The sequence below is a fragment of the Thermoactinomyces sp. CICC 23799 genome (assembly GCF_016055145.1).
Taxonomy (GTDB): Bacteria; Bacillota; Bacilli; order Thermoactinomycetales; family Thermoactinomycetaceae; genus Thermoactinomyces; species Thermoactinomyces intermedius.
Window position 1 is genome coordinate 77,265 of sequence record NZ_JAECVV010000009.1, and the last position, 19,996, is coordinate 97,260.

General features: G+C 49.5%; 14 protein-coding genes. 1 reads left to right on the plus strand and 13 read right to left on the minus strand.

Features of this window, described 5'->3' with window-relative positions; genetic code table 11:
• Positions 1 to 7 precede the first annotated feature (7 nt).
• The 12 genes from I8U21_RS12735 to dhaK all read right to left on the minus strand — a co-directional run bounded on the left by I8U21_RS12735 (position 8) and on the right by dhaK (position 11,560).
• Positions 8 to 1,195 (minus strand): helix-turn-helix domain-containing protein, encoded by a 1,188-nt coding sequence (locus I8U21_RS12735; RefSeq protein WP_198054035.1) that lies wholly within the window; start codon positions 1,193 to 1,195, stop codon positions 8 to 10.
• 38 nt (positions 1,196 to 1,233) lie between these two features.
• Positions 1,234 to 1,995 carry a DUF3388 domain-containing protein gene (locus tag I8U21_RS12740; protein ID WP_181732611.1) on the minus strand — a complete coding sequence of 254 codons (762 nt, stop codon included), beginning with the start codon at positions 1,993 to 1,995 and terminating at the stop codon, positions 1,234 to 1,236.
• 165 nt (positions 1,996 to 2,160) lie between these two features.
• Positions 2,161 to 2,415 (minus strand): DUF3243 domain-containing protein, encoded by a 255-nt coding sequence (locus I8U21_RS12745; RefSeq protein ID WP_198054036.1) that lies wholly within the window; start codon positions 2,413 to 2,415, stop codon positions 2,161 to 2,163.
• Between the two features lie 63 nt (positions 2,416 to 2,478).
• The gene (gene ymfI, locus I8U21_RS12750; RefSeq protein WP_181732613.1) at positions 2,479 to 3,228 is read right to left on the minus strand and encodes an elongation factor P 5-aminopentanone reductase; all 750 of its coding nucleotides are present in this window, start codon (positions 3,226 to 3,228) and stop codon (positions 2,479 to 2,481) included.
• A 73-nt stretch (positions 3,229 to 3,301) separates the two neighbouring features.
• A complete protein-coding gene (gene yfmH, locus I8U21_RS12755; RefSeq protein ID WP_198054037.1) occupies positions 3,302 to 4,597 on the minus strand; it encodes an EF-P 5-aminopentanol modification-associated protein YfmH in 1,296 nt (431 codons plus the stop codon).
• Positions 4,578 to 5,882, minus strand: a complete 1,305-nt coding sequence (gene yfmF / locus I8U21_RS12760; protein WP_232337657.1) for an EF-P 5-aminopentanol modification-associated protein YfmF — start codon at positions 5,880 to 5,882, stop codon at positions 4,578 to 4,580. The genes yfmH and yfmF overlap by 20 nt, the downstream gene beginning before the upstream one ends.
• A 122-nt stretch (positions 5,883 to 6,004) precedes the next feature.
• Positions 6,005 to 8,332: an FtsK/SpoIIIE family DNA translocase gene (locus I8U21_RS12765; protein WP_181732615.1), complete on the minus strand. Its 2,328-nt coding sequence runs from the start codon at positions 8,330 to 8,332 to the stop codon at positions 6,005 to 6,007.
• 182 nt (positions 8,333 to 8,514) lie between these two features.
• On the minus strand, positions 8,515 to 8,736 hold the full coding sequence (locus tag I8U21_RS12770; protein ID WP_181732616.1) for a YlzJ-like family protein: 222 nt from the start codon (positions 8,734 to 8,736) through the stop codon (positions 8,515 to 8,517).
• Positions 8,733 to 9,455 carry a ClpP family protease gene (locus I8U21_RS12775; protein WP_370527091.1) on the minus strand — a complete coding sequence of 241 codons (723 nt, stop codon included), beginning with the start codon at positions 9,453 to 9,455 and terminating at the stop codon, positions 8,733 to 8,735. The genes I8U21_RS12770 and I8U21_RS12775 overlap by 4 nt, the downstream gene beginning before the upstream one ends.
• An 86-nt stretch (positions 9,456 to 9,541) precedes the next feature.
• Positions 9,542 to 9,928, minus strand: a complete 387-nt coding sequence (dhaM, locus tag I8U21_RS12780; protein WP_181732631.1) for a dihydroxyacetone kinase phosphoryl donor subunit DhaM — start codon at positions 9,926 to 9,928, stop codon at positions 9,542 to 9,544.
• The gene (gene dhaL, locus I8U21_RS12785; RefSeq protein WP_198054038.1) at positions 9,925 to 10,557 is read right to left on the minus strand and encodes a dihydroxyacetone kinase subunit DhaL; all 633 of its coding nucleotides are present in this window, start codon (positions 10,555 to 10,557) and stop codon (positions 9,925 to 9,927) included. The genes dhaM and dhaL overlap by 4 nt, the downstream gene beginning before the upstream one ends.
• A 1-nt stretch (position 10,558) precedes the next feature.
• Positions 10,559 to 11,560, minus strand: coding sequence for a dihydroxyacetone kinase subunit DhaK (dhaK, locus tag I8U21_RS12790; RefSeq protein WP_181732617.1), 1,002 nt, complete (start codon positions 11,558 to 11,560; stop codon positions 10,559 to 10,561).
• 359 nt (positions 11,561 to 11,919) lie between these two features.
• On the opposite strand from dhaK, the gene I8U21_RS12795 reads away from it, so the two are divergent.
• Positions 11,920 to 12,408, plus strand: a complete 489-nt coding sequence (locus tag I8U21_RS12795) for a PCYCGC motif-containing (lipo)protein (protein ID WP_181732618.1) — start codon at positions 11,920 to 11,922, stop codon at positions 12,406 to 12,408.
• 48 nt (positions 12,409 to 12,456) lie between these two features.
• On the opposite strand, the gene I8U21_RS12800 is transcribed toward I8U21_RS12795, so the two are convergent.
• Positions 12,457 to 19,980, minus strand: coding sequence for a non-ribosomal peptide synthetase (locus tag I8U21_RS12800; protein ID WP_198054039.1), 7,524 nt, complete (start codon positions 19,978 to 19,980; stop codon positions 12,457 to 12,459).
• Positions 19,981 to 19,996: the final 16 nt, after the last annotated feature.

The following is a 19,996-nucleotide window of genomic DNA, read 5'->3' on the forward strand; positions in this document are numbered from 1 at the left end:
TCACGGCTTACTGAACTTTCACCACGTAACTTTTTTCAGCATCTTGAGCATCTGTATTGATTTGTTGATCATTAACAAGGATTTCTACATTAGATGGCGTTCCCAACCGGAACCAAATATAGTTTTTTCCGGCTGTATCCAGTGTGACTTCTTGCCCCACACGCAATGTCAATTTTTGGGGCTGATCTTTCGGTGTCGGAGCATACAAAACCGTTGATTCCCCGCTTCTCCCTTTTAACACAACATTTAATTTATCGACATTTTTGATCAAAAACTCTTGTCCGACATAAGGATCCGAAGATTCTTCCCCTTCCTCCAAGGTGGGCGAATTTTGCGAAGCTGCATTGACATCTTCCATTTGCCCGTTTCCGGAAGGAAATTCCATTGCATTGCGTTTTTCGGGCTGGGAAGTCTGATGATCATGGAGATAAACATACACTCCTCCGCTTAACAATAACAAAGCACCGACAACCATGGCAATCATCGTATGTTTTTTCTTTTTGACATTTTCTTTTTTCTCTTTCATTTGTTGTTTTTTCAATTCCATGGCAACCCGGCGCGGTGTTAACAGATGCTGTTGCGTGGCTTCAAGCGGAGGCAGAGACAGCGTCGTTTGAGGTACGGGTGTTTGGGTTGACGGTTCCGGGTTTTTCGTTGGTTGCAGTCCGGCCGGTTGTTCTGGGGCTTTCGGCACTTCCGGAACCGGCGGAAGCTGATTTTGCTGATTTTCCGGACGAAAATTCAATCCGGGATTCGGCGCAGAAGACAAAGATTTTTTGGCCGGTTCAGGCTCCGGGTTGATTGGCTGACGGAACGGACTTCCGCCCAACAGCCCGTTCGGTCTCGGACTTTGCGCTTGTCCTTTCGGAGGAAGAAATTTTCCGCTTGGTTTCGGCAACATTTGTGTCCGGGATGCCGGTTTGGGGGGCGTGACGGCTTTGGACTGTTCCTGATTGGGACGCATTTTCATCAGCTTGTCAAAATGGTCCAACAATGGTTTTGTATCCACACCGAGGCTTTTCGCGTAGGTTCTCAAAAAAGCCTTGGCATAAAAAGGGCTTGGCAGCAAATCAAAACGGTCATTTTCCAGCGCATGCAAATATTTTATGTGAATATTCGTAATTCTGTTTACTTCTTCCAGAGAATACCCCCGTTGCTGCCGGACCTGTTTCAAATAGTCTCCAATCCCCGACATTTTTGATCCCTCCCCTTGCAGCAAAGCTTTTGCCACGTTTAAAATCCATGATTTTCATCCAATCGGTCATACGAAATCACTTCATCCGGATGATTCCGCAATTCAATGATGTAATCAAAATCATCCAAAGTATACTCTGTTTCCCTGATGAACACATCCGGATGTTCAATCACTTTGGTTGCGTCCATGCGCAAAATTTCCCGGACCAGCATGTCATGGCGTTCGGTCGAGCGGAGCGTGGAAACGATCCCGTCAATAATATACACGTTTTGGCCTGAAAGTTCATCCTGGGCCAATTGGCTGCGGACCGTCTGTTTTAACAATGTGGACGAAACAAATGTCCAACGCTTATTGGCACAAACACTGGCAGCCACCACAGACTCGGTTTTCCCGACCCTGGGCATGCCCCGGATGCCAATTAACTGAGCCCCTTCTTTTTTAAAAAGATGTGCCATGAAATCCACCAAAAGCCCCAGCTCTTCCCTTGTGAATCGATACGTTCTTTCATCGGCCACACACCGTTCCAGGTAACGGCCGTGTCTGACCGCCATCCGGTCCACCAGTTGAGGAGGGCGCAAAGCAGTAATGGTGATGTTATCAACTCTTGTCAAAATTTCCCTTAACGCCTCAATCTTTTCTTTATCATCGGTACGGAGCAGTAATCCCCGCCGGTTTTTCTCCACACCGTTAATCGTGACGATATTGATGGTAAGCATCCCCAATATGGACGCCAAATCCCCCATCAGTCCGGGGCGGTTTTTATGAATCTGATATTCCAGATACCATTCCTGGTGATCCATGACAACACCCCACCCTCTCCCGTTTCAAACGCTAAACTCAAAAGATTAATATGTTAATTAGTATAGCATAACCGCAAAGTGCCAAAAAAGTATTACATTGAGAATTAGATTTATCAAAAAAATAAAACACCCGTTTTTGGGTGTTTTAAAATAAAAAACAAACATTCATCTTTTTCCATCGTTCACCATTTTGACCATTAAATTGGCGATCGTTTGTTGTTCGTTTTCGTCCGCCACACTCCAAAGATCTTTCAAAAGACGTTCCTGGGTGTTTTGCGGATCCACATCCTTGGCCAGATAATCCCCCAGTTGATGGGCCAAATCTTTGATGTCCCGGTCACTCATTCCCAGCTGGCGGGCTTGGTCCACGCGGTTATGCAAAAACTCTTTCCAATCCTGAAAGTTGTCCAAAACAGACATTTCTTTTTCCTCCTTTGATCTGATACATGGATCTACTTCTAATATGAATCGAATGATTTCTTTTTATGTATACCAACCGCCATTGACAGCAAAGACTTGACCGGTGATATAGGAAGCTTGGGGGAGACATAAAAAAGCAGCCAGCGACGCCACTTCCTCCGGGCTCCCCAAACGGCCGGCCGGGATGTCCTCCGCCAGCGAATGTTTTTCCTCCCCGGGCAATTGCCGGTCCAACAAAGGAGTGTCAATGGCTCCGGGCGCAATGACATTCACCGTGATGCCGCTTGGCGCCACTTCTTTGGCCAGGGCCTTGGCCATGCTGATTTGCGCTCCCTTGGCAGCGGAATACAACACTTCCCCCGCACCGCCGGTCTGCCCCCATATGGAGGAGACCAAAATGATCCGCCCGTCTTTTTTCCGGATCATGCGGGGAAGCGCGGTTTGCGCCAGATAAAAAGCGCCCCGGACATGAACATCCATCAGCATTTCATAGTCATGATCCGAAAAATCCTGAATCAATCCCCATTTGGATGTTCCGGCCGCATGAATCACGATATCCGGCGGAGACAGATACATGGAAATTTGCCGGTAAACCTCAGCGACGGAGGAACGGGTCCTTAAATCCACCGGAAAGGCAAAAGCTAAGACCCCTTTTTCTTTGCATTCCCCGGCAACTTTTTGCGCTTCCTCCCGCCGGGAAAAATAACCGGCGGCAATATTTGCACCCAATCCGGCCAGTTTGATGCAAATGTCCCGCCCGATTCCCCCGCTGCCACCAAGGATCCAAGCGGTTTTTCCTTTTAACGCTTGCATATTTTCCATCCTTTCAAACAAAAGCGCCCTTTTGAACAAGGACGCTTTCACGGTTATTTGGTGATTGGTGACTTTAATCCCGGGACGGCCGCACGATGGAAACGGCAAACCGGTCCCACTGCATGTGTTCCTGCATGCGCCGGTTCACTTCCTCCAACGTCAAAGCCTCCAGACACGGAACCAGGTCAAATAAATCGGCATCATGGAACCGGTAACCGGTAAATTGGTTGGCGATCCATTCCGGGGAATTCAAATAGCGCAGATTCGCACCGATCTTCTTTTTGTGGATCCGTTCAAAAGTGTCTTGGTCCAGTCCCTTTTCGATCAAAGGCGGCAATTCTTTTTTGATCCGCTGAAGCAATTGGTCGGGATCGGGGGTATCCCCTCCGATCATGGACAGCCCGAATCCCCGGTCCAGGGTGTAGTCCGTCCCGAAACCGTCATCGATCAATCCGTCGTCATACAGGGATTGGTACAAGTTGGAAGCCGGGCCGAGCAATGCTTCTAAGACGATCTGGGTGGCCATTTCCTGTTTGAGAAACTCGTTTCCCTTTACGTTCACCTTGTCCGCTTTTTCTTTGAATCCAAACATGCATTTGGAAATTCCGACACTCAGCTCGATTTCCTTGACGGGTTCGACCACTTCCTCAGGCTCATCCGGGAAAAAGCGTTCGATCTCCGGCTGGTCCGGGAAAGACTTGTTCTGTTGGTTTTCTTTCACCAGTCGGATGATGGCCTCCGGATCCACCGGCCCGACGATGAACAAGACCATGTTGTTCGGATGGTAAAAGGTTTCATAGCAAGTGTACAACAAGTCTTTGGTGATCTTTGATATGGACTCCACGGTTCCGGCGATGTCGATTTTAACGGGGTGATGGTGATACATGGCTTCAAACAAGCCAAAATAAACACGCCAGTCCGGGTTGTCATCGTACATCCGGATTTCCTGCCCGATGATCCCTTTTTCTTTCTCCACATTTTGCTCCGTAAAATACGGCGATTGCACAAAATCAAGCAAGGTTGTCAGGTTTTTTTCCACCTGGCCCGTGCTGGAAAACAAATAAGCTGTCCGGGTGAAGCTGGTAAACGCATTGGCTGAAGCCCCCTGCCGCGAAAACTCCTGGAACACGTCTTCCCCCGATGCCTGCTCAAACATTTTATGTTCCAAAAAGTGCGCAATGCCGTCGGGAACCTCGTGCTTTTCTTTCCCCCTTACCCGGAAAGTGTTGTCAATGGATCCGTATTTGGTTGTAAACGTGGCATAAGTTTTAAAGAAATTCTTTTTCGGCAGGACATAAACACTCAAGCCGTTGGTTAGCTCTTCAAAGAACAGAGATTCCTGAATTTGATCAAACTCCACTTTTTGCATGTTCATTCCCTCCCCGGTCCCGTAAAAAATAAATCACATCCAACCGGATTTTCTCCGCTATTTTTTGCACGTCTTCCTTTTGCACCGCATTCACTTGCTCCAATAATATTTCCAGCGGCAAATCTTTTCCGTTCAAGACGGATTGGTAATGGAATTGGATCATCTCATAAGACCGGTCCATTTGAGAGCGCAACTGGTTGGACAATGTCGCCTTGGTCTGCTCCAGTTCCTGATCGCTGATGTTTCCTTGCCGGATTTCCTCCAACTGCTCTTTGATGATTTGAACCGCTTGGTCATAGTTGGCGATTTCAATCCCGGATTGAATGAGCAACAGGCCTTTATGGCTTTCCAATCGGGAAGAACAATAGTACGCGAGGCTCGCTTTTTCACGCACATTTCTGAACAGCTTGGAATGCGGAAAGCCGCCCAGAATGCCGTTATACATCATGAGCGCCGGATAATCCGGATCTTTTATCGTGGTTTGGGTCCGGCAACCGATGTTCAGTTTCCCTTGATTGACATTCATCCGTTCGATCACGACCCGTTCTTCCTTCACCGGACGGGAAGCCGTTTGGGTCTGTACCGTTTTCCGCGTTTTACCCGCAATGGACGAAAATTCTTTTTCAAGCAATTTCAACACTTCGTCCGCCGATACATTACCCACGCAATAAAAATCCACCGGGCATTCGGACAAAACCTCTTGATAATATGTATACAACGATGACGGGTCAATGGTTGGCAAGTCTTCGAGGCGTCCGTGGTTAAACAACGCATACGGCTCTCCCTGACACATGGCTTCGATCATGCGTTGGGATGCATAGCGGATTTTATCGTCCTTTAAGCTCTTGATTTTCTGTTTTAAATTTTTCTTTTCCGCTTCCACATAGGAAGATTTGAATGCTTGATTTTCCAACGCCGGCTTTAATAACACCTCGCTGAAAAACCGGATCCCTTCCGCAAGGAGCGAAGGGGATTCCTTCAGATATTGTTCATTGGCCAGTTCCATGCCAAATTGCATGATATGCCGTTCTCCCCGCTTGAATACATCCCCGAACAAAATGGCCCCATACAACTCATCCAATTTCTGACGGAAAGAGAGGGTGGTCGGATGGGACTGTGTCCCCCTCTGCAACACTTGAGGGAGCAATGCGGTTTTGGTTACGGTTTCCGGGGACAACTCCTGTTGAATAAATGCCATCAGCGTCGTGGTTTTAAACTTTTCGCTGTTACAAACATGGACACGAATATTCCCGATCGAGCCTGTTTCAAACTGAGCAAAACCCAAATTATTCACCTCTTTTTCATCAAGTCAATTACCCCTATTATAGACGAATCCGGCACCGGTTAGAAATGTTCACCATTTATTATGATCGTCTGTCCGACAAAAAATTCTTTTCTCTGAAAAGCTCATTTCACGGCTTCTTTTTTCCTCTCCCCGGTTTCATTGTCAAGCGATGAAACCAACACTTCGCGGGGCTTGCTCCCTTCATACGGGCCGACAATCCCTTTGGCCTCCAGCATGTCAATCAGGCGGGCCGCCCTGGTATAACCGATCCGCAACCGGCGCTGCAACAAAGACACGGAGGCCGTTTGCGCTTCAATGACCAGTTTTTTCGCTTGCGGGAACAATTCGTCGTCGACGGATGATTTATTTTTGTCAGGGGATTTGGGAATCATTTCTTCCTGATAATCCGGTTCTTGTTGTTCCTTGACAAACTTCACCACCCGCTCCACTTCTTCATCCGAAAGGAATGCCCCTTGGATCCGGATCGGCTTGGATGCCCCCGTCGGCAAATACAACATATCCCCGCGTCCGAGCAATTTCTCGGCTCCCCCCATGTCCAGGATGGTGCGGGAATCGGCCTGCGATGAAACGGCAAAAGCAATCCGGGTCGGGATATTGGACTTGATCACGCCGGTGATCACATCGACCGACGGACGCTGGGTGGCGATGATCAAATGAATCCCGGCAGCCCTGGCCATCTGCGCCAGCCGGCAAATCGAATCTTCCACATCGGCCGGGGCGACCATCATCAAATCCGCCAACTCATCCACAATGACAACGATGTAAGGAAGGGGGGCTGTCTCTTCCAATCCTTTTTCTTTCACCAATTGATTGAAGCGTTCAATGTCGCGGGCCCCGTGCTTGGCAAACAATTCATAGCGTTTTTCCATTTCCGCCACCACTTTTTTCAATGCCACGGCCGCTTTGCGCGGTTCCGTGACCACCGGGATCAATAAATGGGGAATTCCGTTGTATGCATTGAGTTCAACCATTTTGGGATCAATCATCATCAATTTCACTTCGTCCGGACGCGCTTTGTACAACAGGCTGACAATGATCCCGTTGATGCAAACACTTTTTCCCGATCCGGTTGCCCCCGCCACCAACAGATGAGGCATCTTGGCCAGATTATCCACGATGGGTTTGCCGTACACATCCCGCCCCAGGGCAATGCTCAACTTGGATTGCGATCCCAAATATTCCGCACTCTCCAACACATCTCTTAACCCCACCAGCGCGACTTTGGAATTGGGGATTTCGATCCCGACCGCCGATTTTCCCGGGATCGGGGCTTCAATCCGGATATCTTTGGCCGCCAGCGCCAGGGCAATGTCATCCGCCAGGTTGACAATCCGGCTCACCTTTACCCCTTTTTCCGGACGGATTTCATAACGGGTGACAGCCGGTCCCCGGTGTATTTCCCCCACCGTTGCTTTGACTCCGAAGCTTTCCAGTTTGTCCTGCAGGGTTTGCGCTTTTTCATGGACGTTTTCCTGCTCCCGGCCCTGCCTTTTCTTTGTCGGATTTAACAGGGTGGCCGGCGGCAAGACATAATGATCCATCTTTTGTTGCGATTGAAAATGAACTTCGATCGGCTCACCGGAACCTTCATCCGGTTCCGGTTGTTTCGGTTGGGGCTGCGGCTCCGACGGCTGCAATTTCAATTTCATTTGTTCATGGACCGGCTTTTTCCCGTTCTCCGGTTGCTCCCTGTCCTGGTAAGCCACATCTTCAAAGTCGTAAACTACCGGATCGATGGGCTCTTTGCTCACTTCCACATCGGGGACGTTTTTTTCCCGCACACGCTTTTGCTTCGATGTCCGCTTTTGGCGCCGGTCATATTGCCTGATCCAATCGATCAGGAAATCCTTTCCCCTTTGTTTTGCTTTTTTGTAAACGGCCTTTGAGATCAGCGCAGCTTTCGTGAACGAAAAATCGGCAATCAGCAAAAAACCGCAACACACGACGGCCGCCAGCACGATCAAAGTGCCGGTATCATCGAATAAAAAATGGAGCAAAGCATAGGAGAAAGCCCCCAGCATCCCGCTGCCGACATCCAGCGGCACCGCTGAATTCCTTTCCTCCAACAACATGTACCAGGTCTGATCGATGATTCCCTTGTCCGTTTGAATGGTGTGAAAGGTCAAGTAATGATTAAACGTGATGAGCGCCATAAACACCAAAACGACTCCCGTCCACCTCGACGACCAATGATCCGGCCACTTGTGATGCGCCATCACGTACACGGACAATCCCATTCCCAAAACCGGAATCAAAAAATCCCATGTCCCCACCACAAAACGGGCCAGATACGTCAAATTTCTGCCAATGGCTCCATAACTGGCAATCGTCACCAAAGACAATGCCAATAAGACAATGCCATAAATCTCAAACAAAATTTCTTTTTTTGTTCCAATCGACTGTTTTTTCTTATTTCTCTTTTTTGCCATTGAAACCACCTTTTCAACCCATCCGTTCCGAAAGTAATTGATGGCAATGATAACCAGTCGGTATTATCTTATCGATATTTATTTCCCAAAACAACATAAAGTCTCCTACCGGATTTTAAAGATTTTTTCTTTTTGTTCTTCTCCCGGATCCCGCAAAAAACCGCCGGCTGACTGCCGGCGGTTTACTCTGCCACGGTCGGAACGTTTTTGATGGTGTTTCCCGGCTGAAAACGAGGATCCAAAAAATGACCGGGATCTCCGCTCAGCACTTGGACAATGGTCGCTTCTCCTTCCTCTCCTTCATGGACAATCATCTTCACGCCATCCACTTGAATTTGTTTCAGTTTCAACTCATCCGGGCGGTAAAAAGCCATTTCGATGGGAATCGTGGAATAGTAGATCATTGCAAAATCTCCCTTTGTTTGTTGGTCTCCACCATTTTGTTCAATTCGGCAAGCGCTTCGGAAATACCGCCCACTTCATCGATTAATCCGTATTTCACCGCATCTTTTCCGATCACATTGGTTCCGATGTCCCGGGCCAGGTCCCCGGTCCGGAACATGAGCTCACGGATTTTTTCTTCCGTGATGTTTGAATGGGTGGAAATAAAACGAATCACCCGGTCTTGCATTTTTTCCATATATTCAAAGGTTTGAGGCACTCCGATGACCAATCCGCTCAGACGGACCGGATGAATTGTCATGGTGGCGGTTTCGGCAATGAAAGATTTATCCGCCGCAACCGCAATGGGAACCCCGATGCTGTGGCCTCCCCCGAGAACGATCGACACCGTCGGCTTCCGCATCGATGCAATCATTTCCGCGATGGCCAAACCGGCTTCCACATCGCCGCCCACGGTGTTTAATACAATCACCATTCCTTCAATCTTCGGGTTTTGTTCCACTGCGACGATTTGCGGAATCACATGTTCATATTTGGTCGTTTTATTTTGGGGAGGCATCACCAGATGGCCTTCGATTTGCCCGATGATGCTCAAACAAAAAATATTGCTTTCCAGTTGAGGAACATTGGTTTGCCCCAATTGCTGGATCATCTGGGCAGCAACATTCTTCTTTTTTTCATTCGGTTCTGTATCGGGTCGGACATTTTGATCCTCTTTCACCGGGTTCACTCCTTTTGAATGGGTTACGAGTTAGTATGCGCATCTCTCTTTTTTTATTGTGAGGAACCCGGGAACATTTTATGTTTCTATTTGCGCCAATTTCTTGCTTTGTGTGCCGATGCCGCCACTTTATCCAAGTCACTCCGGACCGAGGCTTCCACGGCGGCGGCATAGGCACCTTCCACCAACGGTGCGTCCGCCACGCGAATCTTTTTTTCGTCCCCCAACATCTCGATGGCCATTTCGACGGACATGGCGGCACTTCCGATATCAAATAAAACCAAAACTCCGCGATCCGAATAAACGCGTTCGATGGCTTCTTTGATCTTAAACGGGCTGGTTCCCAGTTCCCCGTCATCCGTTCCGCCGGCAATGGCGACCGGCACGTCTTTTTGGATTTGCGAGAGAAATTCCGCCAATCCTTCAACGAGCTTTTCGCTGTGCGAGACCAGCACCAATCCGACGCAACTCATTGTCTGTCCTCCTTCCATGGTTGGTCTGCCCATGTCCGAAAGAAGTAATAAGAAGACACCGCCCCCGGATCCAAGTGACCTGCCGAGCGTTCCCCCAGGTAAGAAGCCCGCCCTTTCTTTGCCACCATCGCCCGGGTGTCATTCATGGATTGTTCGGCAATGTCCTTGACCGTTTGCCGCGAAATTGGCTCTTTTGCCTGTTCCATGTACCGGACAACCGGTTCCCAGACATCCAACATGGTCTTGTCGCCGGGCTCCGCTTTTCCCCTCATTTTTAATCCCTGACAAGCCTCGGAAAAAGCTTTCACCCATTCTTCATGCGTCAACACGCTTTTTCCTTTGCAAACCAAAGCCATTTTCAGAAAAACAGTGCCGTACAAAGGGCCGGATGCCCCGCCCACTTTGCTTAACAGGATCCGGGAAACTGTTTGGAACCACCAACCAATATCGTGATCGTCATTTTCTTGCGTCAGGACTTTCTCCACTTCCTTAAAGCCGCGTGCCATATTCACACCGTGATCCCCGTCTCCAACGGCCTGATCATACCGGGAAAGTTCTTCTTTTTTTTCTTGCATGACCCGGCTTAACTCCGACAACCAATGCTTCACCTGCAAAACCGTCCATTCCATCTTATCTTCCTCCTTCGGCTTGAACCCATGAAACGGTGTCAGCTGGTGCTTTCAATCCTTTTTTTAATTCATCGTCCAGTTTCAAAAGGGTGAGTGAACAACCGGCCATCTCCAACGAAGTCATGTATTCGCCGACACTGGTGGAAAACACCCGGATTCCCTTATCTTGTAAACATTCCGATACTTTCCTGTTCAAAATATACAACTCCATCAGCGGCGTGGCTCCCAAACCATTCAACATAACCGCCACCTCATCCCCTTTTTGAAGGGGCAAATCTTTAAAAATGGCATCCAACAACATACCGGCGGTTTCATCCGCAGACAAGAGAGCCGTTCTCTGGATACCGGGTTCGCCATGAATCCCCATCCCGATTTCCATTTCATCCTCTTGGATATCAAAGCCCGGCTTACCGACGGCCGGCACAGTGCAGGCAGTTAAAGCCACTCCCATGCTCCGCATATTTTGCACGGTTTTTTCCGCAATCCGGTGAACCTCCTCCAAACTTGCCCCCGCTTCGGCCCAAGCTCCGGCAATTTTATGGACGAAAACCGTTCCGGCAATTCCCCTTCTCCGGGACGGATCGCTGACGGCCACATCATCGTTGACCACCACGGATTTCACGGGGATCCCTTCCATTTCGGCCATATCAGCCGCCATCTCAAAATTCATGACGTCCCCGGCATAATTTTTGATGATCAACAAGACGCCCTTGCCCCCGTTGGCCGCCTGAATCGCTCTGACGATCTGATCGGGCGCGGGGGAAGTAAACACCTCGCCAAGCACGGCGGCATCCAGCATGCCTTTTCCCACATACCCGGCATGAGCCGGTTCATGCCCGGATCCGCCGCCGCTGACCAACCCCACTTTTCCTTGAACCGGCGCCTGCTTGCGCACAATGACGGAATAATCCGGAATTCTGGACAATCTCTCCGGATACGCGGCTGCCATGCCGTCCAGCATTTCATCCACAACGTTTTCAGGATGATTGATCAATTTTTTCAACTTTTTCTCATCTCCCTTTTAGATCATTCAGATCATCCATCGGGTAAAACATGTTTTTTCACACTTCATTATATCTAAAAAAATAAAACACTTAAAAAACAGGATGAATCACCCAAATAAAGTTTTTCTCCCTTTTATTTCCTTAACAAAAACTCACAAATTGCTTTATAATAATAAACGAGATAGCCACTCTGGCTTACTGGGCTATCTCAATCAAGTGGTTTTATCATTTTGTTCCCCGGATCTATGAGACCGTGTAAACGGTCTCTTTTTTTATCTTTTTGAAACAGATTGCCCCTTCTTTACACCAACTCATCTTTTTCTGCTATGATGAGAGGGAAAAGGGAGGCCGTATGATCATGCAGCAAAAAACCATCCGTTTTTTTTCCATCTTGCTGTTTCTGTTTGGCTTGTCTTTTGCAGCCGGTTGCCAGACGGATCCGCATGAGGAGGCCGGTCCCGGTGAATCCCCTCATGTAATGGGAGATGTCCGGGAGACCACCACACTCCATGAATTGCCCTCTTTTTTGCAGGATTATCCCGCGGAGGTGGCGCAAACTTATCAGGAAGTCTCCAAACACCGTGAATTGCTGGCCAAAATCCCATGCTTTTGCGGGTGCGGACAAAGTGTGGGGCATCGCAATAATCTGGATTGCTTTATCCACCAACAATCCAACAACCAAATCACATGGGATTCCCATGCCACCACTTGCGGGGTTTGTCTGGAGATTGCCAAAGAATCCATTCAAATGAAAAAATCCGGAGCTTCGGATCAAAAAATCCGGGAATCCATCGACCAAAAATACGGCAACGGTTTTGCCGAACCGACGCCAACCCCGGCTCTGTAAATGACAAAACATCCTGCCTGGACAACCCAGACAGGATGTTTTTTGTCTTTATTTCACCAAGACTTTTTCCCGGCAAACGTTCACGATTCTTTTCAGATGATGGAGATAGAGGTTTTTCAGTTGTTCGATCGTCTCCCGGTGATACAGCGTTTGGTGGTAGCGAATCAGAGTGACCAGTTCCCCGTTTTCAACAAACAAACTGAAATCCAGTTTATACGGCCACTGAGCGCGGGGATGAACCCCTTCTCCCACCGGCAGGGACACGATTTGGATGTCCTCTTTCTCCACATCCCGGACAAACTCCCCTTGATAGTTGAAGTTGATCTCAGGTTTGAGCCGGAACGAAAGATCTTGTTTGTGTTCGGGACGGGTTAAGTATTTGAGAATCCCGTATCCGATTCCTTTATTGGGAACCTGCCGCAAGACTTCTTTCACATACGGAATGACTTCATCCGGATCTTTGGAATCTTGCTCAAACACGACCGGATACATGGACGTAAACCATCCGACCGTCCGCGTCAAATCCACTCCGTCAATCACTTCCTCCCGGCCGTGCCCTTCCAATTGGACGGCCACCTTGCCATGGGTCCAACCGTTTAAAGTCATCACCAAGCCCGACAACAACAGATCATTCATCTCCGTCTGGTAAGCACGATGCGCCCCGGACAACAAGTCAGCGGTTACCTCTTTCGGGAGGCGGCCCCAAACGGTGCCGATATGCTGATTGGCATAATCCGGCGTTTCTATTTTATCGACCGGAAGTTTCGGAATCCGGAGGCGGTCAAGCGCATGCCAATACGGAATTTCAGCAAGTAATGCCGGGCTGTTCGCAAACTCTTGCAATTGACGGCCCCATGATTGAAACGAAGTCGTTTTTTGCGGCAAAGCCAACGGTTCCCCGGCCAATTGTTGAGAGTAAGCGGTATGGAGATCTTCGGACAGCACCCGCCAGGACACGGCATCCATCACTAAGTGATGAATGATGATCAGCAAGTAATCCCCTTCGCCGGTGTGGAAGATCCCCAGGCGGATCAACGGACCGCCATGGATGCGAAGCGATTGATGCAAACGGTTGGCTTCCCTTTTTATCACTTCCGAAAGATCTTCACTGTTGACATCAAACTCGTGGATGGTGAAAAATTCCCCTTCCACATCCCGGTTCCATGCCTTCACCCGGTGTCCTTCCCGTTGAAACGACATCCTCAACGCATCGTGATGGGTCACCAGCTTTTGGAAAACCGGTTTTAACACCCCGGCATCCCAGCCTTGTTTCCGGTGCAGGACAATGGCCATGTTCCATTGATCCGGATAATCCGTCTGCTCAAACATCCAACGCTGAATCGGGGTCAGCGCGACTTCCCCCGTCACCACTTCTTCTTCCCGGTCTTCATCGACGGGGTGCACAAGCGGTGCCAATTCTTCAATGGTCGGATGTTGGAACAAATCTTTCAATCTCATTTTCAGCCGGTACGGTTTTAAGCGGGAAGCAATTTGCATCGCTTTGATGGAATCGCCGCCAAGCTCAAAAAACTGATCACGGATCCCGACCCGGTCCAGATGCAAAATTTCCTCCCACAGCTCCGCCAGGATGCGTTCCTTTTCATTGCGGGGGGCTGCATATTCCACACCGGTTTGCATCTGTTTGGGTTTGGGAAGCATGTTTTTGTCCACTTTACCGTTGGCATTCAACGGCAGTTGCTCCATCTGCATAAAGTAAGCCGGAATCATGTAATCAGGTAATTCTTTTCCCAGATACTGCCGCAATGCAGGAATGGAGCAGGACTCCGATGCCGTGAAATATGCACACAAATGCAACTGATTTTGTTCGTCGGTTTGCGCCACCACCACGGCTTCTTTCACGGTCGGGTAACTTAACAACTTGTCGGCCACTTCCCCGGGCTCGATACGGTAACCGCGGATTTTCACCTGTTCATCCATCCGTCCCAGAAACTCCAGGCGCCCGTCCGGCAACCACCGCACCAAGTCTCCGGTCCGGTACATCTTTTGCCCCGGCACATAAGGATTGGGCACAAACTTCTCCGCCGTCAGTTCCGGCCGGTTCAAATATCCCCGGGCCAAGCTTTCCCCGCTGACGCACAGCTCGCCCGGCACGCCGACCGGCTGCAATTGCTGATGTTCATTCAACACATACACCTGGTTATTGGCCACCGGTTTCCCAATCGTGACCGGCTCATCCGGACGCACCCGGGTGCTCGTGGTCACCACCGTGTTCTCCGTCGGACCGTAGTTGTTGACCACCGTGTAGTTCTGCGGCAACACCCGGCCCAACCGGTCCCCTCCGGTCAGCAACACTCTCAGGCTGCGGTTTTCCAACTGCATAAATTGCTCCGCCACCGGCGTCGGCAGAAAAGCAACCGTGATCCCTTGTTCCTCCATGTACCGGTTGAGTGCCTCCAGATCGTAACGCATGGCCTCTTCAATGATGTGAAGTGACGCTCCCGCCATCCAGGTCGGAAAAATCTCCCACACCGATGCATCAAATCCGACCCCTGCATATTTGATGCTCTTGTCTTCCGGCGTCACCTGAAATTCATGGATATGCCATTCGCACAAATTGATCAGGGAAGCGTGTTCCACCATCACGCCTTTGGGTTTCCCGGTGGAACCGGACGTATAGATCACATAAGCCAAATCCCGTTCTTTGTTCACTGGTGCGGGATTGTCGTCAGGCTCACCCCGCAAATCTTCGGTTTTCATGTCCCAGACTTCCACGCCGGAACCCTCGAACACGGCCGGGCGATCCGTAAGAAGCAGGGAAGCCCCGCTGTCTTTCAACATATACTGAATCCGGTCCGCCGGATATTGCGGGTCGATCGGAACGTACGCCGCCCCCGCTTTCAAAACACCCAGTACCACCGCCATCATCTCTTTGGACGGGAACATCAGGATGCCGACCAATTGCTCACGGCCGATCCCTTTTTTCCTCAACGCATGGGCCAGGCGGTTGGCCTGCCGGTTTAACTCTTCATAGGTCCACTTTTCTTCGCCGCATACCACTGCCACCCGGTCCGGCTGTTTTTCCACCCGTTCTTCAAACCAGGACGGAATCGTTCTTCCCCGTGGATACTCCAGACGATACGCATTGAAATGGTTTAACACCTGATGCTCTTCATCCGGCGTAATTAATTTGATGTCCGACAGGCGAAGGTCCGGATTCTCCGTGATTTGCTTTAAAATATGAAGATAATGGCGAACCATTCTTTTTACCGTTTCCGGCTTGAACAGATGCGTGGCAAATTCCACGATCCCTTTGATTTTCTCATCTTCGATCAGGATCCAGCTCATATCGAACTTGGATTTTTTCCAATCCCATTCAACCAGTTCCAGCGAAAAATCCCGGAATCGCAGGGGCGGCAATTCATTCTTTTGCAATGAAAACATGGTGTCAAAAAGAGGATTCCGGCTTAAATCCCGTTCCGCCCCCAATTTTTCCACCAGTTCTTCAAAGGGATAATCCTGATGCTCTGCCATCTCCAGGATCTGTTCTTTCAATCGCCCGAGGAATCGGGAAAACGAAACATCCGGTGTCGGCCGGGTCCGGACCGCCAGCGTGTTGGCAAACATGCCCACCATCGACTCCAGATCTGCATGCGGCCTTCCGGCGATGGGGGATCCGACAATCAAATCTTCCTGCTCCGTGTACTTGGCGAGCAGGACATGATAAGCGGCAAACAACACCATATACATCGTTGCATTCTGCTCATCAGCCAGCTGCCTTAACCGGTCCGACAATCCCGCATCCATTTCAAAAGAATGCTGATCCCCGTCAAAACGCTGCACTTTCGGGCGCGGAAAGTCGGTCGGCAATTGCAAAACGGGCAACTCGCCGGAAAGTTCATTCAACCAGTACTCCTCATGTTTTTTCCAACGGTCTTTTTGTTTCTCATGTTGTTGCCAATAAGCATAATCCTTGTATTGCAACGGAAGCGACGGCAGCGCTTCCCCCTGCATCCGCCGCGAAAAGTCGGAAAACCATTGCCGGATCGAAACACCGTCGGCCACGATATGATGGAAATCCAACAACAGATACTTTTCCCGGGTGTCCGTACGTTCCAACACCCCGGCACGCATCAACGGCGCCTTTTGCAAATCAAACGGGCGGATAAATTCTTGAATGGCACGTTTTTCTTGCCATTTCCCGCCGGCTTGGTAATGCTCGACGACCAACCGGGCATCGGGATGGATTTTCTGCCTTAATTCCCCGGCGATCATATGGAAAGAAGTTCTCAACGATTCGTGCCGGTCCACCAGAGATTGCAAGACGCTTTCTAAAACCGGAACGGACAAATCACCGTGAATCCGGAACACATAAGGCATATTGTAACTGGTGCCCATTCCTTCCAGTTGGCTGACCATATACAGGCGCTTCTGCGCGGAAGTCACCGGATAATCCTTCATCTCCGGTGCCGGGGCGATCCCGGTGTATTCTTTTTTGCCCGTATCTTGCAAAAAGGCCGCTTGTTGCTGTACCGTCGGCCGGGCAAAAATCTCCCTTAACGGCAAGTCCGCATTCAATTCCTTGCTCACCCGCGAAGAAAGCATCATCGCTTTCAGAGAGTGGCCCCCCAAGTCAAAAAAGTTGTCATGAATTCCAACCCGGTCCGTATCCAAAACTTCCTGCCAGACTTTCACCAACTTTTCTTCCACGGGGTTGGTGGGAGCAACATAATCGCTTTTGCTCTCCAACGCTTCGGCCGGCTTGGGAAGCGCCCGCAAATCCACTTTTCCATTGGGCGTAAAGGGAAGTTGGTCCATTTTCACAAAGTAATCGGGAATCATGTATTCCGGTAACGCTTTGGACATGTGTGCACGCAATGCGGAAGGTGAAACATCCTTTTTCAACACGACATAAGCGCACAGATAGGAGTGCCCGTTCTCATCTTTATCGGCCAAAACCACCGCATTCAGCACATCGGGATGGGCAAACAAACCTTTTTCCACTTCCCCGGTCTCAATGCGGTGTCCCCGGATTTTCACCTGGTTATCCATCCGCTCCAAATATTCCAAATGGCCATCCGGCAACAGGCGGACCAGATCCCCGGTGCGGTACATGCGTCGGCCGGGATGGAACGGATCCGGAACAAAGCGGGTTTCATTTAATTCGGGACGGTTTAAATACGCTTTGGCCACCCCGTCTCCACTGACGCAAAGTTCACCGGGAATGCCGGGCGGTTGAAGATTTCCCCACGGATCCAACACATACAGACTGGTGTTGTTCAGCGGCTTTCCTATCAGGACGCGATGGGTGGCCAACACCGACGAATCAATGGAATAAGTCGCGGCAAAAACCGTGGTTTCCGTCGGTCCGTACCCGTTGATCAGCCGGTTTCCGCCCAATGCTTGCACTGCCTTTTGGACATGTTTGACCGAAGCCTTTTCCCCGCCAAACACAATCTTGCGCAAGTTCTTTAAACAATCAAGATCCAAATCCACAACCGTGTTAAACAGGGAAGTGGTCATAAAGGCGACGGTAATCTCTTCTTCGCGGATCAATTTGGTCAGTGCCGCGAAGTCTTTAGAAGCCTCTTTGGGCACCAAAACCAGCGTCGCTCCGTTTAACAAGGCGTTATAGATATCAAACGTGGATCCGTCAAAACAATAGTTGGACAGCTGCAAAAGCCGGTCTTCGGCATGTACCTTTATGTACCCGTTGTTGATGACCGTCCGCATCACATTGTAATGCATGGTCAAAATGCCTTTGGGCTTTCCGGTCGATCCGGAAGTATACATGACATAAAGAAGATCATCCGGTTGATTGACATTTTCCGGGTTGCTTTTTTCTTCCCCCGCCCACTCACCGGGAGCCAGTTCAATCACCCGTCCTTCATAACCGGCAGGCACTTTCAGTCCCGGCTGCACCAGGAGAACCGGAGCCCCGGCATCTTCCAGCATAAATTCCTTCCGGTCATCCGGATATTCCGGATCAATCGGCATATAAGCCCCGCCGGCTTTGACGGCCGCCAGCATGCCGATCATCATTTCAAAAGAGCGTTCCGTCATCAATCCGACAATGTCCCCGCGCCGGACACCCTGTTTCCTTAACACCCTCGCCAGCTGATTGGCTTGCTCATTCAACTCTTTGTAAGTCATCGTGTTTCCCCGGAATTTCAAGGCGATTTGCTGCGGGGATGTTTCCGCCTGTTCTTCAAAAATCTCCTGAATGGTTTTATCGCGCGGATAATCCGCATCCGTTTGATTCCATTCAAACCACTTCTGCTTTTCCGAAGGCGAAACCAGTTCAATGTCTTTCAAGCGACAATCCGGATTTTCAATGACTTGGCGGACAATCCGTTCAAAGTGGCGGAAACAGGATTCCACGTCTTCTCTTTGATAAACCTGTCCGTTGTATTGAAACAAAATGGTGAATTTCTCACCGGGCACCACAATCACATTGAAGTCATAGTTGGTTTTTTCAAACGTGCTCTTGGCATCCGTCACGACAAACCCCAATTGATGCCGGTATTTATGGAAAATATTCGAATCAAACACATAGTTTTCAAACACAACAATATGGTCAACCAAGGAATCGCCGCATTGCGCCGCTTTTTGAATATCGGTCAAAGAAGCATAATCATACGGCTCCGAGGCCAGCGCCGCTTGTTGAACCTGTCTGGCCAGGTCAATAAAGCGTTCATCGCCACTTGCTTTAACCCGCACCGGAATGGTGTTGATGAACAAACCGACGATTTCCTGGATCCGGGGAATGTCTTTGTTCCTTCCGGAGACCACGGAACCGAACACCACATCGTCCGTGTGATTGTACCGTTGCAACATCAATCCCCAGATCGTCTGGAAAACATTGTTCAGGGTGAGATGATGTTCACGGGCCAATTGATTGAATTGCCTGGTCAACGTTTCATCCAGTGAATAACGGACTTCCTCCAACTTATAATCATCGCCGCGGGCAGTCTTTGCTCCCGGAATTTTGGCATGTCCCTCATACCCGGCCAAATACTGTTTCCAATATTGTTCCGTTTCTTTGGGGTCCTGATTTTCCAGCCAACGGATCAATTCGCGATATTGCGTCACTTTTTTGCGGGGAACGGGCTCGTGATTTTTCAGTTTCCCGTAAATTTCAAACAAATCTTCAAATACGATCCCCATACACCATCCGTCCAACAGGATGTGGTGGCTGCTGAACACAATTTGATACTGTTGGGCGCCGGTTTTCAACACGGAAACACGCAATAACAAATCTTTGGACAAATCAAACGGTTTGGTTTGATCTTTTCGAATCCATGCCTCAATCTTTTGATTCCGCTCATCTTCCGGAAAATGGGAAAAATCCTGATACTGAATTTTTGCTTTGCGCTCCTGCAAAACCACTTGGCGCGGTTTTTTCAGCTTTTTATAGAGAAACACGGTCCGGAAAATGTCATATCGTTCAATCAAAACATTTAAACTCTTTTCAAACAGTCCGGGATCAAAATCCCCCTCCACCTGGATCAGCAATTGTTTGAAATAAGAATTCCCCTGGTCATACAGCGAATGAAACAGCATGGCTTCTTGCATGGGAGACAAAGAATAGATGTCCACCTGTTTTTTCTCCATAACCGATCTCCTCCTA

Coding starts and splice junctions, on each gene's coding strand:
- I8U21_RS12735 (WP_198054035.1), bottom strand. CDS start 1,195: ATGTCGGGGATTGGAGACTATTTGAAACAGGTCCGGCAGCAACGGGGG.
- I8U21_RS12740 (WP_181732611.1), bottom strand. CDS start 1,995: ATGGATCACCAGGAATGGTATCTGGAATATCAGATTCATAAAAACCGC.
- I8U21_RS12745 (WP_198054036.1), bottom strand. CDS start 2,415: ATGTCTGTTTTGGACAACTTTCAGGATTGGAAAGAGTTTTTGCATAAC.
- ymfI (WP_181732613.1), bottom strand. CDS start 3,228: ATGCAAGCGTTAAAAGGAAAAACCGCTTGGATCCTTGGTGGCAGCGGG.
- yfmH (WP_198054037.1), bottom strand. CDS start 4,597: ATGCAAAAAGTGGAGTTTGATCAAATTCAGGAATCTCTGTTCTTTGAA.
- I8U21_RS12765 (WP_181732615.1), bottom strand. CDS start 8,332: ATGGCAAAAAAGAGAAATAAGAAAAAACAGTCGATTGGAACAAAAAAA.
- I8U21_RS12770 (WP_181732616.1), bottom strand. CDS start 8,736: ATGATCTACTATTCCACGATTCCCATCGAAATGGCTTTTTACCGCCCG.
- dhaM (WP_181732631.1), bottom strand. CDS start 9,928: ATGAGTTGCGTCGGATTGGTGCTGGTCTCGCACAGCGAAAAGCTCGTT.
- dhaL (WP_198054038.1), bottom strand. CDS start 10,557: ATGGAATGGACGGTTTTGCAGGTGAAGCATTGGTTGTCGGAGTTAAGC.
- I8U21_RS12795 (WP_181732618.1), top strand. CDS start 11,920: ATGCAGCAAAAAACCATCCGTTTTTTTTCCATCTTGCTGTTTCTGTTT.
- I8U21_RS12800 (WP_198054039.1), bottom strand. CDS start 19,980: ATGGAGAAAAAACAGGTGGACATCTATTCTTTGTCTCCCATGCAAGAA.